We start from the raw sequence: 15174 nt of genomic DNA on the forward strand, positions 1-15174 counted from the left end.
GCCGGCAGCCTGTTCATGGCAGGATTGGGCGCGTGACTGACCAGCACCCGGAACCCACTGACCCCGTCCGCATCACCCTCGAGGGGGATGCCGGCGCCGATGACTCGGGGGTTGGCGAGCTCGAGGAGATCGAGGCGCTGGACCAGGTCGGCGAGGTCGACCAGATCGAGGCGCTGGACACGACCGAGGAAGCCGAGGCCGAGGAACCCGAGGCCGAGCCCGCACCGCCCCGGCCGCCGGCCCAGTACTTCGACGTCACCACCCAGTATGACGAGGCCCTGGCCGCCGCCGTGGCCGCGATCCGCGCCGGTGAGAGCATCGTGCTGCCTACCGACACGGTCTACGGCATCGGCGCGAACGCCCTGAGCGCCACCGCCGTGCAGGGCCTGCTGGATGCCAAGCAGCGCGGTCGTGACATGCCCCCGCCGGTGCTGATTGCCGATGCCGCCTCGCTCGGCTCCCTGGTGCAGTTCGTGGACGAGGATGCCCGCGCGCTGGCCGACCGCTTCTGGCCCGGCGCCCTCACCCTGGTGCTGCGGATGCAGGAGGGGCTGCGCATCGACCTCGGCGAGACCCGCGGCACCATTGCCGTGCGGGTGCCCGACCACGAGTTCACCCGGGCACTGCTGCGCCGCACCGGCCCGCTGGCGGTCAGCTCGGCCAATGTCTCCGGCCAGCCGGCCTCGACCGACATCGCCGGCGCCCGCGAGCAGCTGGGCGATGCGGTCGCGGTCTACCTGGACGCCGGGCCCACCCCGGGCAGCATGCCCTCGACCATCGTCGACTTCACCGTGTCCACCCTGGGCAGCCTGCTGCGGCCCGGGGCAATCTCGCTGGACGAACTCCACGAGGTGGCCAAGTTCGTCCAGGACGAGCGCGAACCCGAACCGGAACCCGAACCCACCTCCGAGGCCGACGACGAGCCGGCCGAGGAGACGCGGGAAACCCCGCCGGATGCGTGAGTACCTCCTGGTACTGCTGATCGCCGCCATGGCGACCTACCTGACCAGTGGGTTGTGGCGGCGGATAGCCCTGCGCGCCGGGGCGGTGGCCAAGGTGCGCGACCGTGACGTGCACGCTGTGCCGATCCCGTACTTCGGGGGAGTGGCGATGCTGTTCGGCATCGCCGTCGCTTTCCTGGCTGCGGCCCAGTTGCCCTTCCTGGGCAGGCTCGAGATCGTGCGCCACGACTCGCTGGTGATCCTGGCGGCCGGGGCGGTGATCTGCCTGGTGGGAGTGGTCGACGACCTGCTCGACCTGCCCGCCATCGTGAAGTTCGCCGGCCAGGTGCTGGCGGCCGGGATCGTGGTGGTCAACGGGGTGCGGATGTACTGGATCCCGCTGCCGAACTCGATCATCGCCCTGGACACGGCCACCTCCATCATGATCACGGTCTTCTTCATCGTGCTGTGCGCCAATGCCGTCAACTTCGTCGACGGCCTCGACGGGCTCGCGGCCGGGGTGGTCGCGATCGGGGCGGGGGCCTTCTTCCTGTACACCTACCTGCTGGCCTACGAGCAGGACTTCGTCCGGGCCACCACCGCCTCACTGGTCACCGTCGCGGTGACCGGGGCCTGCCTGGGTTTCCTGCCCCACAACTTCTTCCCGGCACGGATGTTCATGGGTGATTCCGGGGCACTGCTGCTGGGGTTGATGCTGGCGTCCTCGACGATCTCGCTGACCGGGCAGATCGACTCGTCCCAACTGCGCAGCACTGAGGGGGGACTGGTGCCAGCCTACCTGCCGATCATCCTCCCGGTGGCGATCCTGGCCCTGCCGCTGCTCGACCTGCTGCTGGCCTACGTGCGTCGCACGATGGCCGGGCGCTGGTGGTTCAAGCCCGACAAGCAGCACCTGCACCACCGGCTGCTGCAACTGGGCCACAGCCAGCCCTGGGCGGTGGGGGTGATGTACCTGTGGACCGCGCTGATCAGTTTCGGGGTGATCCTGGTCGGCCTGTACTGGAACCGTTGGACCGCGATCGGCATGTCGGTGGCGCTGGTCGCGGTCATCGCGGTGACCTTCGGGCCCGCCCGGGCCCGGGCGCGCAAGCGGCGCACCCCGGAGGAGGTCGAGGCCCGAAATGGCTGAGTTCGCACCACACCGGTGGATTGTGTTAGATTTCACAATCGTTCCCCGCCCCCGCCCTGAGGACCTGGACACCCATGAGTCTCGCAGCGACACCGACGATGGCTGAACCCGCCACCGGCAAGTCGTCGAGCCCTGCGGTGGCGATGATGACCCGGATGCTGAAGAGCTCGCTGGCCTACGCCCACGCGATGTGGCTGGTGGCCGTGGGGATCTGCTTCTGGATCGACGGGCAGGCCGGGATGGCCAATGCCGCCGTCGGGGGAGGTGCGGTCGTCTTCTTCTACGCCGCCGGTCAGGGCATCCAGATGCTCGCCGGTGAACTCGACCCGCATTCGGGCATGGGCCTGACCGTGGCCTCGTTCGTCACCAGGGCAGCCCTGCTGGGCCTGCTGTGGGTCGGGCTGAGCGCCTCCGAGGCAGCCCAGGCGGCCTTCCGCCCGGTGTCGTTCTTCCTGTCACTGCTGCTCGTGCTGGCCGGCTGGTTGCTGGGGATGTTCCTGGCCTGGTCGCGGATGCGCGTGCCGGTCTACGACGCCGACTGGGACCCCCGCCCCCTGGTCCGTTCGGCAGGCATGCGCCGGGCTCGCAAGCACGCCCGGCGCCCAGAGTCTGACCAGCGTGGTGACGCGCGATGATCAACCCTTTGATGACTGCTAGAGTCAGCCCCGACATGGACGAGCAGACTCCGACGGTGCAGCCTGCGCCAGCACCCCACCACCCGGCCCCCACCGGGGACGGGATGGTCGCGCTCAGCTACTTCCTGTCGGGAATCCTGTTCTACGGCGGGCTCGGCTGGGCCGGTGCCCACTACCTGGGCCAGGCCTGGATGCTGCCCGTCGGGCTCGTCCTCGGATTCGTCACCAGTATGTACCTCGTGATCAAGCGTTACTCGTCCGAGCCTGAGACGGCTGGTTCGGGGCGTCGGAACCAGACCTCGGAGAAGGAGCAGTGATGTTGCTGTCCCCATTCATCCCTCTTGAGGGGGAGCACGCCTGGCCCCCCGGGCCCCACAGTTTCCAGTTCCCGGGCCTGTTCGGCACGACCTGGATCAACAAGCCCCTCATCCAGGCGGTCATCGCGGCCGTCATCATCATCCTGTTCTGGGTGATCGTCAGCCGCCGGCTCAAGGTGGTCCCCACCAAGCTGCAGTTCGGCGCGGAGTTCATCTACGACTTCGTCCGCAACGGCATCGCCCGCGACATGCTGGGCCACGACTTCCGCAAGTTCCTGCCGTTCCTGCTGATGATCTTCTCGTGGACTTTGGTGAACAACTGGTTCGGCGAGCTGTTCGTCTTCATGCTGCCGACCTTCTCGCTGATCGGGTACGCCTACGCGCTGGCTGCGCTGGCGTGGTTGGTCTACGTCGGGGCCGGTTTCCAGCGCCACGGGCTGCGCTACCTGAAGCTGCAGCTGATCCCCGAGGGTGTGCCGCCCTACCTGTACATCATGATCATCCCGCTGGAGTTCCTGTCGAACTTCATCGTGCGCCCGATCACGCTGTCCTTGCGTCTTTTCGCCAACATGTTCGCCGGCCACCTGGTGGTCATGGTGTTCGTGTTCGGCGGCGAGATCCTGCTGCTCACCGCGGGCAACCTGTTCTACAACGTCTCAGGTGTCATCTCGATCCTGTTCAGCTTCGCGATCCTGTTCCTCGAGCTGTTCATCGGTGCCCTGCAGGCCTACATCTTCACCGTCCTGACGGCGCAGTACATCTCGTCGTCGATCGCGGAAGCCCACTGAGGCCCCGCACCCAACCCCCACAAGTTCCCCCACCAGACATCCGGCAAAGGCCGGAGGGAAACCACAGAGAAGGAAGACAAACATGACCCCCATGGAAATCGGCGGCTCCATCAACATGATCGGTTACGCCCTCGCCACCCTGGGCCCGGCCCTGGGTGTGTCCTGGATCTTTGCGTCGGTCATCAACGGAACCGCTCGTCAGCCTGAGGCTCGCTCCGCCATGATGAGCACCGCCTTCATCGGCATGGCCGTGGTCGAGGCCCTCGCGATCATCGCGATCGCCCTCGCCCTCGTCATCCAGTGAGCCCAGCCGTGGTTGCCCAGAACTGGGTGCCCCTGGCCCTCGGGCCGCTGCTGCCCAGCCACATCTCCGAGTTCATCGTCGGCATCATCCTGGCCGTCCTGATCTGGATCGTCATCCAGAAGGCGGTCGCCCCGCGATTCGAGGCCATGTACGCCGAGCGTGCGGACGCGATCCAGGGTGGCATGCAGCGTGCGGAGCAGGCGCAGGTCGAGGCCGAGCAGGCCCTGGCCGAGTACAAGCAGCAGCTGTCCGAAGCTCGCGAGGAGGCAGCCCGCATCCGCGAGGATGCCAAGAACCAGGGCGCACAGATCGTCTCCGACATGCGCGCGCAGGCCACGAAGGATGCCGAGCGCATCGTGACCCAGGCCCAGGCGCAGATGGAGGCCGAGAAGGCGTCGGTGCTGAAGGAACTGCGCACCGAGGTTGGTGGCCTGGCCACCACCCTGGCCGGCAAGATCGTCGGTGAGTCCCTCGAGGACGACCAGCGCACCCGCAACACCGTCGACCGCTTCATCGCCGAGATCGAGGCCGAGGCCGCCAGGGCCGAGTCCTCCAACGTGGGGAGTTGACCATGAGCGCCAGTGCACAGGCTCGCACCGCCGAGCTTGACCGTTACGTCGAGCAGGTCCCGGCCAGCCACACGCTGTCGGGCGAGCTGTTCAGCGTGGTCGACTCCCTCGACGCGTCATCGGGACTGCAGCGGGCACTCAGTGATCCCGCCGCCCCCGCTGAGGCCAAGCAGGCGCTCGTGCACCGACTGTTCGGGTCACGCATCAGCGCCGAGGCAGTGGGAGTGGTGGCCAAGGCGGCAGGACTGCACTGGGGCTCTGCGAACGAGTTGACTTCCGCGCTGGAGCGCCAGGGCGTCCGGGCCGAGCTGCGACTCGCCCAGGCCGCCGGTGGGCTCGAGGCGGTCAACGAGGAGCTGTTCCACTTCGGCCGGACCGTGGCTGGTGACCCCAAGCTGCGTGACGCCATCGAGAACCGCAATGCCCCTCTGGAACTGCGGGAACGGCTGGTTGACCAGCTGCTCGGCGGCAAGGTGGGGGAGGGCACGGTCAGGTTGGCCAAGCGCGCCCTCAAGGCCCGTGAGCGCAACGTGGGTCTCACCCTGGGTTCCTACGGGGACCTGGGGGCTGAGTTGGCCAACCGCACCATCGCCAAGGTCACGGCCGCACGGCCGCTGGACGACGACCAGACTGCGCGGTTGCGCCAAGCCCTGCTGAAGCTCGCCGGTCGTCCGGTGGAGTTGCAGGTCGAGGTCGACCCCCAGGTGCTCGGCGGCCTGCGTGTGCAGATCGGTGACCAGGTCATTGAGGGAACCGTTGCCGGTCGCCTCGATGCGGCGCGACGACAGATCGCCTGACAAAGACAATTCGGTGCCCGCCGACAGTCGGGTGCAGTGAGGAAAGAGTAGGGACGCTATGGCGGAACTGACGATTCGTCCGGAGGAGATCCGTGACGCACTGGACAACTTCGTCCAGAACTACACCCCGGAGACGGCCACCCGCGACGAAGTCGGCACCGTGGTCACCTCCGGTGACGGCATCGCCCGCGTTGCCGGCCTGCCTTCGGCCCTGGCCAACGAACTGCTGGAGTTCGCCAACGGCACCCTGGGCATCGCGCTGAACCTCGACGTGCGTGAGATCGGCGTCGTCGTGCTCGGTGACTCCGAGGGCATCGAGGAGGGCTCGCTGGTGCGGCGCACCGGTGAGGTGCTCTCGGTGCCGGTCGGTGACGGCTACCTCGGCCGCGTCGTCGACGCCATGGGCAATCCCATCGACGGCCTGGGCGACATCGCCACCGAGAGCCGCCGCGCCCTCGAGATCCAGGCTGCCGGCGTGATGGACCGCCAGGAGGTCCGCGAGCCGCTGCAGACCGGCATCAAGGCCATCGACGCCATGACCCCGATCGGTCGTGGCCAGCGCCAGTTGATCATCGGCGACCGCAAGACCGGCAAGACCGCGATCGCGATCGACACGATCATCAACCAGAAGGCCAACTGGGAGTCCGGCGACCCCACCAAGCAGGTGCGCTGCATCTACGTGGCCGTCGGCCAGAAGGGCTCGACCGTCGCCTCGGTGCGCGGCCAGCTCGAGGCGGCCGGTGCGTTGGAGTACACCACCATCGTGCACGCCCCGGCCTCCGACCCCGCCGGCTTCAAGTACATCGCCCCCTACGCGGGTTCGGCGATCGGCCAGCACTGGATGTACCAGGGCAAGCACGTCCTGGTCATCTTCGACGACCTGACCAAGCAGGCCGAGGCCTACCGCGCCATGTCGCTGCTGCTGCGTCGTCCCCCAGGCCGTGAGGCCTACCCCGGCGACGTCTTCTACCTCCACTCCCGCCTGCTGGAGCGCTGCGCCAAGCTCTCCGACGAGCTCGGCGGCGGCTCGATGACCGGCCTGCCGATCATCGAGACGAAGGCGAACGACGTCTCGGCCTACATCCCGACCAACGTGATCTCGATCACCGACGGCCAGATCTTCCTGCAGTCCGACCTGTTCAACGCCAACCAGCGTCCCGCCATCGACGTCGGCATCTCGGTGTCGCGAGTCGGCGGCGCCGCGCAGATCAAGGCGATGAAGTCGGTCTCGGGCACCCTGAAGATCTCGCTGGCCCAGTACCGCGACATGCAGGCCTTCGCGATGTTCGCCTCCGACCTGGATGCGACCACCCGCCGCCAGCTCGAACGCGGTGCGCGCCTGACCGAACTGCTGAAGCAGCCCCAGTACTCGCCCTACGCGGTCGAGGACCAGGTCATCAGCATCTGGGCCGGTACCACCGGCGAGTTCGACGAGGTGCCGGTCGAGGACGTGAGCCGCTTCGAGCAGGCGGTACTGGACTACCTGCGCCACAACACCGGTGTGCTGACCGAGATCGCCGAGACCAAGAAGTTCTCCGACGAGGCCATCGAGCAGGTCAAGCAGGCCCTGGTCGCGGTCAAGCAGGGCTTCCGCACCTCGGAGGGCAAGCTGCTGGTCGGCTCGGAAACCCACGAAGCCATCGATGAGGACGAGATCGACCAAGAGGTCATCGTTCGGCAGAAGCGAGGCTGACCCATGGCGTCCAGTCTGCGTGAGATCCGGCAGCGGAGGCGGTCGGTCCAGGCGACGAAGAAGATCACTCGCGCCATGGAGTTGATCGCGTCGTCGCGGATCATCAAGGCCCAGAGCGCTGCCAACGCGGCGGTTCCCTACTCCAGGGAACTCCTGCGGGCGCTGTCTGCGGTGGCGACCTACTCCGATACCGAGCACCCGCTGACGACCGCCGTTGACAACCCGCAGCGGGCCGCGGTCCTGGTGATCACCAGCGACCGCGGCCTGGCCGGGGCCTACTCCTCGTCGGTCATCAAGACCGCCGAGCAACTGATCACCCGCCTGCGCGAACAGGGCCAGGAGGTCGACCTCTACCTGGCCGGCCGCAAGGGCATCCAGTACTTCACGTTCCGCCAGCGCAAGGTCTCCCAGACCTGGTTCGGGTTCTCGGAGTCGCCGACCTATGCCGACGCCAAGGAGATCGCCGACGTCCTGCTGGAGCGTTTCCTGGCCCCCACCGAGGAAGGGGGCGTGGACGAACTGCACGTCGTCGGCACCCGCTTCCGCTCGATGATCGAGCAGCAGCCGGTGGTCCGCCGCCTGCTGCCGCTGGAGGTCGTCGAAGGTGTCGAGCCGCTGGGCCCGGGCGAGATCGTCCCGCACTACACCATGGAGCCTGACCCGCAGACGGTGCTGGACCAGTTGCTGCCGCTGTACGTGGCCAACCGGGTGCACTTCGCCCTGCTGCAGGCCGCGGCCTCCGAGGTGGCCAGCCGCCAGCGCGCCATGAAGGCGGCCACCGACAACGCCCAGCAACTGATCGAGGGCCTGACCCGTGATGAGAACCAGGCACGCCAGGCGATGATCACCCAGGAAATCACCGAGATCGTCGGTGGCGCCGACGCCCTGACCCAATCTGCCTGAGCGCAGCGACAAGAGAGAGTTGAAGAAATGACTGCCACTGAGTTCAGTGCCGATCAGAACGCCGCGCCGGCTGAGCTGGGCGTGGGCCGCGTCGCCCGCGTCATCGGTCCGGTCGTCGACGTCGAGTTCCCGGCTGACCGCATGCCCGACCTGCTCAACGCCCTGAAGGTCGAGACCGAGATCATGGGTGAGAAGCGCGAGATCACCCTGGAGACCGCCCTGCACGTGGGCGAGAACCTGGTCCGCGCCATCTCGCTGAAGCCGACCGACGGCATGCGCCGCGGCGCCGAGGTGCGCGACACCGGCGCCCCGATCAGCGTCCCCGTCGGCGACGTCACCAAGGGCCGCGTGTGGAACGTGACCGGTGACTGCCTCAACCAGGACGCCTCCGAGTTCGAGATCACCGAGCGCTGGCCGATCCACCGCAAGCCCCCGGCCTTCGCCGACCTGGAGCCCAAGACCGAGATGCTGGAGACCGGCATCAAGGTGCTCGACCTGCTCACCCCCTACGTCAAGGGCGGCAAGATCGGCCTGTTCGGTGGCGCCGGTGTGGGCAAGACGGTGCTCATCCAGGAGATGATCTTCCGCATCGCCAACAACTTCGGTGGCACCTCGGTGTTCGCCGGTGTGGGCGAGCGCACCCGTGAGGGCAACGACCTGATCTTCGAGATGGACGAGGCCGGGGTGTTCAAGGACACCGCGCTGGTCTTCGGCCAGATGGACGAGCCGCCGGGCACCCGCCTGCGCGTCGCCCTGTCGGCCCTTACCATGGCCGAGTACTTCCGCGACGTCCAGAACCAGGACGTGCTGCTGTTCATCGACAACATCTTCCGGTTCACCCAGGCCGGCTCGGAGGTCTCGACCCTGCTGGGCCGGATGCCCTCGGCCGTGGGTTACCAGCCCAACCTGGCCGACGAGATGGGCCAGCTGCAGGAGCGGATCACCTCGACCCGCGGGCACTCGATCACCTCGATGCAGGCGATCTACGTGCCGGCCGACGACTACACCGACCCGGCCCCGGCGACCACCTTCGCCCACCTGGACGCCACCACCGAGCTCTCGCGTTCGATTGCCTCGCGTGGCCTCTACCCGGCCGTGGACCCGCTGACCTCGACCAGCCGCATCCTCGACCCGCAGTTCGTGGGCCAGGACCACTACGACACCGCGGTGCGGGTCAAGCAGATCCTGCAGCGCAACCAGGAACTGCAGGACATCATCGCCATCCTCGGTGTGGACGAGCTGAGCGAGGAGGACAAGATCATTGTCAACCGCGCCCGCCGCATCCAGCAGTTCCTCTCGCAGAACACCTACACCGCCGAGAAGTTCACCGGTGTCGAGGGCTCCTTCGTGAGCCTGCCCGACGCCATCGAGGGCTTCCGGATGATCTGCGACGGCGAGGTCGACCACATCGCCGAGCAGGCCTTCTTCAACGTGGGTGGTATGGACATGGTGTACGAGAACTGGGACAAGCTCCAGAAGGAGCGCTGATCATGGCCGAACCCCTGCAGGTCGAGGTCGTCTCGGCCGACCGCCTGGTCTGGGAGGGGCACTCGATCAATGTGATCGTGCGCACCACCGAGGGCGACATCGGCATCCTGCCGCGCCACGAGGACTTCCTGGCCGGCCTGGTGCCCCATGCCGCCGAGATCGTCACCGACGATGGCCGCCGCGAGATCGTGGCCATCAACGGTGGCTTCATCGCGGTCAACGGCAACCGGGTCTCCATCCTCACCGAGGAGGCCACCATGGCCCGCGAGATCTCCGGCGACCAGGCCCGGCGTGAGCTCGACAAGCTGCAGCCGATCATCGACTCCGGTGATGCCACAGTGGACGACACCCGGCGCTACCACCTGATCCAGTCGCAGCTGAAGGCACTCGCGAAGACCGAGAAGGGCTGACCGGTCCCGACATCGACGCCGCCCCCGTCCACCGACGGGGGCGGCGTCGTTGCGTCTGCCCACGGACCGGATGATGGCGTGACCGCCGCCCGGCTATCGGGTAGCTTTCATCCATGGATTGGCTGGTGGCCCTCGAAGTGGTGCTGGGGATCATCATCGGCCTGTGTCTGTTGTTCCTGGTCTGGCTGTTCGTGCGTCGCCGTTGGCTTTCGGGCCGGGGCGGCGTTTTTGATTGCGCCCTGCGGGTCGAGGGCAAGCGCCACCACTGGCACCTGGGCATGGCCCGCTATGCCGGCGAGCAGTTGCACTGGTACCGCGTCTTCTCCTGGGACATCCGGCCGCGCCTGGTGCTGGACCGCCAGCAGACCAGCTGGGCCGGCCAGCGCCCACCGACCGACGAAGAGACGATGGTCCTGTTCACCAACCACCAGGTCGTCGCACTGGCCGGGGTGGACCGCCGCGGCCACCCCCGCACCTACGAACTGGCGATGACCCCAGCCTCGGTGACCGGGCTGATGAGTTGGTTGGAGGCTTCGCCCCCCGGCCTCGGGATGACCGACCTACAGCTCTGAGCGCTGGCCGCCGGGCACCCACAAGGTCTCTGCCTCCGGCTTGGTGCCGGCTTCCGTGGAGGCCGACCTGGTCAGGATGAACAGCAGGTCCGAGAGACGGTTCAGGTACATGATGGCCGTGGAGCTGATGCCACCGGGGTCCTCCTTGGTGCCGGCCTCGTCGAGCCCGTGCTCCTCGGCGGCCTCCCAGGCGATCCGTTCGGCCCGGCGCACGGCCGTGCGGGCCACGTGCAGCTGGGCGGCGCCCACCGTCGTGGCCGTCGGCAGGATGAAAGAGCGCAGGTTCGGCAGCGGGTCGCCGAACTCGTCGCACCAGCGCTCCAGCCGGTCGATCGAGGACTGCAGGATCCGCAGCGGCTCCCACTCGGGGTCACTGACCAGCGGGGTGGACAGGTCGGCACCCACGTCGAACAGCTCGTTCTGGACCACGCGCAGCACCTCGGCCACCGGTTCGGGCAGCTCACCACTGGCCAGTGCCACCCCGATCACCGAGTTCGCCTCGTCGACCGCACCGTAGGCCTGCACCCTCAGGTCGGTCTTGCGGGCCACGGAGTTGTCACTGAGGCGGGTGTTGCCCCGGTCGCCGGTACGGGTGTAGATGCGGGTGAGGTTGACCATGACCCGAGCTTACGCGGGTTCATGCCAGACTTGTCCCCATGCCGGCACTCACCCGAATCGTCGTTGCCCTCCTGGTCCTCGCGGCCCCCGTCCTGACGGCCTGCAGCCGCGTGGGGGCCCAGGTGAGCGAACCAACGGGGCCGGTGACCGAGTGCAGCTACCCGGCCGCCGGTGGAGCTGCTCGTCCGGTGGACGTGCCGCCGAGCAGGGCCTCGACCGAGGGCACCCTGGTGGCCACCATGGAGATGGCAGCCGGCAACGTCACGCTCACCTTTCCCCGCGAGAACGCCCCCTGCGCGGTGAACAGCTTCGAGTCGTTGGTCCTGCAGGGCTTCTATGACGAGACCACCTGCCACCGGCTGGTCGACCAGGGCATCTTCATCCTGCAGTGCGGTGACCCGACCGGCACCGGGCGCGGTGGCCCCGGCTACAACTACGCCGACGAACTGAGTGGGCAGGAAACCTACCCCCGTGGCACCGTGGCGATGGCCAATGCCGGGGCCGACACCAACGGCTCGCAGTTCTTCATCTGCTGGGAGGACACCCCGCTGCCGCCGTCCTACGTGGTCCTGGGCAGCATCGACGAGGAATCGCTGGTCACCATCGGCAAGATCGCCTCCCAGGGCGTGGATGCCGGCGACCAGACCACCCCCATCGCCGACGCCTCGATCGTACGGATCGTGCTCGGCTGAGGGTCGTCAGGCGGACAGGAACGCCTCCACCAGGCCGGTGAAGACCTCCGGCTGCTGGGAATGGACCCAGTGGCCGGCGTTCTTGATGGTGACCAGGCGGGTGGCGGGGAAGTAGGCCCGCATCGCCGGTTCGTACTCGGGGCGCACGTAGTCGGACAGTTGGCCCGCGACCCACAACACCCTGCCCGGGTAGCTCACCGGGCCCGGGTCGGGCCAGCTGCCGACCTGGGCGAGCTGGGCCTCGACCAGGTCAAGGTTGACCGCCCAGCGCCAGCCGTCCTCACCGTGGCGCAGGTTGGTGAGCAGGAAGCGGCGCACCGTCGGGTGCGGGATGGGGCCGGAGGCCAACCGGTCGGCCTCGGCGCGTGATTCCAGCGCAGCCAGGTCCAGCGTGCGCAACCCGGCGATCAGCTCGGCGAACTGCCCGTTCTCGCTGTGCCCGGCCACCGGGGAGACGTCGGCCACCACCAGCCGCTCGACCAGCTCGGGGTGGCGAAGGGCGACCTGCATGGCGGTGCGCCCACCCATCGAGTGGCCGACCAGCGCCACCGGCTCGCCACGGGCCCAGTCGCGGATGAACCCGGCCACCTCGTCGGCCATGTCCTGGTAGTCGATGCGTTCGGTCCACGGTGAGTTGCCGTGGTTGGGCAGGTCGACCAGGGCGCAGCGCAGGTCGGGGTGCCGGGTGACCAGCGCCTTGGCGACGGCGCCGAAGTTCTTGCCCTGGCCGAACAGGCCGTGCAGGAAGACCACGCGGCGCGACCCGCTGCCGACCTCGGTGTGGTGCAGCGTCATTCAGGGCTTCCTGTTCCAGCAGGCGGTGTGCCAGTGCCTGCGTGCGTCCACGGCCCGGTCGTACTCGAAGCTGGGGGTGTCCGGCCAGGCGACGATGTGGGCCACCCCGACCAGGACGGGGTGGAGGCACTCGGGGCAGGTGTAGGTCTTGGTGGCGGCGGCCGCCGGGATGGTGCGTACGATCCAGCGCTGGCCGGCCTTGTGTGCCGAGGTCGCGTGCCCGCCGTTGAGGGGGCGCGGGGCCTGGTAGTCGCGGCCGGTGCGCAGGTGCTTGTTGGATCGTCGCGCCATGGGTGCCAGCCTACCGGTGGGCTACTGTGGACCGCGTGCGTGTCGTGATTGCCCAGTGCCAGGTTGACTATGCCGGACGCCTCAGTGCCCACCTGCCGATGGCCACCCGGCTGATCCTGGTCAAGGCCGACGGCTCGGTCTCCGTCCACGCCGACGACCGCGCCTACAAGCCGCTGAACTGGATGAGCCCGCCGTGCACCCTGGTCGTCCGCGACCCCGAGCCGGACGAGAAGGCCACCACCGCCGATGTCGACCCCTGGGTCTCCCAGGTGTGGGTGGTGACCGCTGCGTCGGGGGACACCCTGCAGATCAGCCTGGGCGAGATCTTCCACGATTCGAGCCACGACCTGGGCATCGACCCCGGCCTGCAGAAGGACGGCGTCGAGGCACACCTGCAGGCCCTGCTCGCCGAGAACCCGAGCAGCGTCGGCGAGGGTTACGCGTTGGTGCAGCGCGAGTACCAGACCCCGATCGGGCCGGTCGACCTGCTGCTGCGCAATCCCGAGGACGCGCCGGTCGAGGTGGACATGGCGGGTGAGCCGGGCGGTCGATATGTCGCGGTGGAAGTCAAGCGCAAGGCCGGCATCGATGCCGTCGAACAGCTGACCAGGTACCTGGAACTGATGAACCGTGACCCCCTGATGGCCCCGGTGGCCGGGATGCTGGCCGCCCAGTCGATCACCAAGCAGGCCCGCACCCTGGCCGAGGACCGCGGCATCCGCTGCGTGCTGCTGGACTACGACGCCATGCGAGGCATGGACGACTCGTCCAACCGCTTGTTCTGACCCTCAGGCGTCCTGGTCGTCGATCGGGTGCGCGGGGGTGTCCGGGCTCGCGGGGGACTCAGGGCTCGCAGGGGACTCGGGGCTCGCAGGGGACTCGGGCTCCTGGCCCGGCTCGAGCACGACCGTGGCCTCCGGCAGGTCGCCACCGACGACCTGGGTGACCTCCTGGTCCTCCTCGACGGCGCGCTCCTGGTCGCTCAGCGAACGGTCGTCGATGGGGCTCATCACCCGGGTCTCGACCTGGGTGGGGTCCTCCTGGGGGGTGCCCTTGATCGGTTCGCGGTCGCTGAACGGGTCGGCGTCCGGGTAGTCGATGGCCGATTCGCCGGCCAGTTCCCGCAGGTTGCTCATCTGGGCGATGATCGCCTGCTTGCGCTGCAGCAGGGCCGCGACCTCACGTTCGAGTTGCTCCTTGCGCCAGGCGTACTGCTCCTCGAGCCGGTCCTTCATCATCGCCACGTGCCGGTGGGCGGCCCCCATCTGGGACTCCGCATCGCGGGAGGCGGTCACCTTGATCTGTTCGGCATCGACCAGCGCCGCCGAGCGGATGTCGCGGGCGCGGTCGGCCTCGGCGGACACCGTGTCACGGGCCTCGGCCTGCTGGCGGGTGGACTCGGCGAGCAACTGGGCGGCGCGGTCCTTCGCCTCGGCATGTTCTTCCTGGGCCTTGGTGAGCACCTGCTCGGCCTGCTGCTGCGCGGCCGCCAGCGCCTCGGCACCTTCACGTTCGCCGCGGTGGCGCACCTTGGTGGCCTCCAGGGTGGCCTGCTCGATGATGCGCCCGGCATTGCGTTCGGCCTCGGCGACGATGGCCGCGCCCTGGCGCTGGGCGGCCTCGAGCGCGGCGGCCGACTCGGCCTTCGACTGCTGCAGCATGGCCTTGGAGTCGGCATCGAGGTCGGCGCGCAGCTTGCGCAGGTTCGCCAACCCGGCCACGCGGATGTCGTCGGCCTCGGCCTGGGCGTTGGCGCGCAGGTCGGCCGCGACCCGACGGCCCTCCTCCTTGATGCGTTCGGCCTCCACCCCGGCCTTGGCGACCAGGTCACCGGCCTGGGCCTCCGCCGAGCGCAGGATCCCGGTGGCGTGGGAGCCGAGCCGGGTGAAGTCGGTCTCGGCGCCGGCGACGTCCTGGGCGTTGACCAGTTCGCGGCGCAGGTGGCGGGCCAGCTGCTTGAGGGTGCTGACTTCCTTCTCGATCTCGCGGACGTAGCGGTCAACCTCGTGGCGGTCGTAGCCCAGCATGCTGTTGGGGAAACCGCCGGCGGCGCTGGCGCGGTCGTCGAAGAGGTTGAGTCCGGTCTCCTCGATGACCTCGTCAATGTTCGTCCGGGGGTCGCTGCTCATGCTGGTTCCTCTCCACCGGTGGGGGGCATCTGGTCTACCGACGAGGCTAGCAGCCACCCGGGACACGACACGGCGTGCCTGC

The 15174-nt window shown here is 68.3% G+C and carries 19 protein-coding genes; 15 read left to right on the top strand and 4 right to left on the bottom strand.

Annotated elements, in window-relative coordinates; translation table 11 throughout:
• Positions 1–32 precede the first annotated feature (32 nt).
• The 13 genes from ACQE3C_RS00230 (at position 33) to ACQE3C_RS00290 (ending at position 10567) form a co-directional block, all read left to right on the top strand.
• On the top strand, positions 33–962 hold the full coding sequence (locus tag ACQE3C_RS00230) for an L-threonylcarbamoyladenylate synthase (protein ID WP_434537182.1): 930 nt from the start codon (positions 33–35) through the stop codon (positions 960–962).
• Complete coding sequence (locus tag ACQE3C_RS00235; protein WP_434537183.1) at positions 955–2091, top strand: glycosyltransferase family 4 protein; 1137 nt, start codon at positions 955–957, stop codon at positions 2089–2091. The genes ACQE3C_RS00230 and ACQE3C_RS00235 overlap by 8 nt, the downstream gene beginning before the upstream one ends.
• Positions 2092–2189: 98 nt before the next feature.
• Positions 2190–2726, top strand: a complete 537-nt coding sequence (locus ACQE3C_RS00240; RefSeq protein WP_434537184.1) for a hypothetical protein — start codon at positions 2190–2192, stop codon at positions 2724–2726.
• Between the two features lie 35 nt (positions 2727–2761).
• Positions 2762–3043 carry an AtpZ/AtpI family protein gene (locus tag ACQE3C_RS00245; protein ID WP_434537185.1) on the top strand — a complete coding sequence of 94 codons (282 nt, stop codon included), beginning with the start codon at positions 2762–2764 and terminating at the stop codon, positions 3041–3043.
• Complete coding sequence (atpB, locus tag ACQE3C_RS00250; protein WP_434537186.1) at positions 3043–3831, top strand: F0F1 ATP synthase subunit A; 789 nt, start codon at positions 3043–3045, stop codon at positions 3829–3831. The genes ACQE3C_RS00245 and atpB overlap by 1 nt, the downstream gene beginning before the upstream one ends.
• 82 nt (positions 3832–3913) lie before the next feature.
• Positions 3914–4135, top strand: coding sequence for an ATP synthase F0 subunit C (atpE, locus tag ACQE3C_RS00255; protein ID WP_434537187.1), 222 nt, complete (start codon positions 3914–3916; stop codon positions 4133–4135).
• A gap of 8 nt (positions 4136–4143) precedes the next feature.
• Positions 4144–4704 (top strand): F0F1 ATP synthase subunit B, encoded by a 561-nt coding sequence (locus ACQE3C_RS00260; protein WP_434537188.1) that lies wholly within the window; start codon positions 4144–4146, stop codon positions 4702–4704.
• Between the two features lie 2 nt (positions 4705–4706).
• A complete protein-coding gene (locus tag ACQE3C_RS00265; RefSeq protein WP_434537189.1) occupies positions 4707–5501 on the top strand; it encodes a F0F1 ATP synthase subunit delta in 795 nt (264 codons plus the stop codon).
• A gap of 58 nt (positions 5502–5559) precedes the next feature.
• Positions 5560–7194 (top strand): F0F1 ATP synthase subunit alpha, encoded by a 1635-nt coding sequence (atpA, locus tag ACQE3C_RS00270; RefSeq protein WP_434537190.1) that lies wholly within the window; start codon positions 5560–5562, stop codon positions 7192–7194.
• Positions 7195–7197: 3 nt separating this feature from the next.
• Complete coding sequence (locus tag ACQE3C_RS00275; protein WP_434537191.1) at positions 7198–8097, top strand: F0F1 ATP synthase subunit gamma; 900 nt, start codon at positions 7198–7200, stop codon at positions 8095–8097.
• Positions 8098–8124: 27 nt separating this feature from the next.
• On the top strand, positions 8125–9585 hold the full coding sequence (atpD, locus tag ACQE3C_RS00280; RefSeq protein ID WP_434537192.1) for a F0F1 ATP synthase subunit beta: 1461 nt from the start codon (positions 8125–8127) through the stop codon (positions 9583–9585).
• 2 nt (positions 9586–9587) lie between these two features.
• Complete coding sequence (locus ACQE3C_RS00285) at positions 9588–9995, top strand: F0F1 ATP synthase subunit epsilon (protein WP_434537193.1); 408 nt, start codon at positions 9588–9590, stop codon at positions 9993–9995.
• Between the two features lie 113 nt (positions 9996–10108).
• Complete coding sequence (locus tag ACQE3C_RS00290) at positions 10109–10567, top strand: DUF2550 domain-containing protein (protein ID WP_434537194.1); 459 nt, start codon at positions 10109–10111, stop codon at positions 10565–10567.
• Here ACQE3C_RS00290 and ACQE3C_RS00295 read toward each other — a convergent pair.
• The gene (locus ACQE3C_RS00295) at positions 10556–11185 is read right to left on the bottom strand and encodes a cob(I)yrinic acid a,c-diamide adenosyltransferase (protein WP_434537195.1); all 630 of its coding nucleotides are present in this window, start codon (positions 11183–11185) and stop codon (positions 10556–10558) included. The genes ACQE3C_RS00290 and ACQE3C_RS00295 overlap by 12 nt on opposite strands.
• Positions 11186–11307: 122 nt before the next feature.
• On the opposite strand from ACQE3C_RS00295, the gene ACQE3C_RS00300 reads away from it, so the two are divergent.
• Positions 11308–11877, top strand: a complete 570-nt coding sequence (locus ACQE3C_RS00300) for a peptidylprolyl isomerase (protein ID WP_434537196.1) — start codon at positions 11308–11310, stop codon at positions 11875–11877.
• 6 nt (positions 11878–11883) lie between these two features.
• On the opposite strand, the gene ACQE3C_RS00305 is transcribed toward ACQE3C_RS00300, so the two are convergent.
• Together ACQE3C_RS00305 and ACQE3C_RS00310 are read right to left on the bottom strand one after the other, a co-directional pair.
• A complete protein-coding gene (locus tag ACQE3C_RS00305) occupies positions 11884–12672 on the bottom strand; it encodes an alpha/beta fold hydrolase (RefSeq protein ID WP_434537197.1) in 789 nt (262 codons plus the stop codon).
• On the bottom strand, positions 12673–12963 hold the full coding sequence (locus ACQE3C_RS00310; protein ID WP_434537198.1) for a hypothetical protein: 291 nt from the start codon (positions 12961–12963) through the stop codon (positions 12673–12675).
• Positions 12964–12998: 35 nt separating this feature from the next.
• Between ACQE3C_RS00310 and nucS the strand changes: the two genes are divergently transcribed.
• Positions 12999–13748 (top strand): endonuclease NucS, encoded by a 750-nt coding sequence (gene nucS / locus ACQE3C_RS00315; RefSeq protein WP_434537199.1) that lies wholly within the window; start codon positions 12999–13001, stop codon positions 13746–13748.
• 3 nt (positions 13749–13751) lie between these two features.
• Here nucS and ACQE3C_RS00320 read toward each other — a convergent pair whose 3' ends face one another.
• A complete protein-coding gene (locus ACQE3C_RS00320; RefSeq protein WP_434537200.1) occupies positions 13752–15092 on the bottom strand; it encodes a DivIVA domain-containing protein in 1341 nt (446 codons plus the stop codon).
• Positions 15093–15174 lie beyond the last annotated feature (82 nt).

It is taken from the genome of Aestuariimicrobium sp. Y1814, assembly GCF_050113895.1.
Lineage (GTDB): Bacteria > Actinomycetota > Actinomycetes > Propionibacteriales > Propionibacteriaceae > Aestuariimicrobium.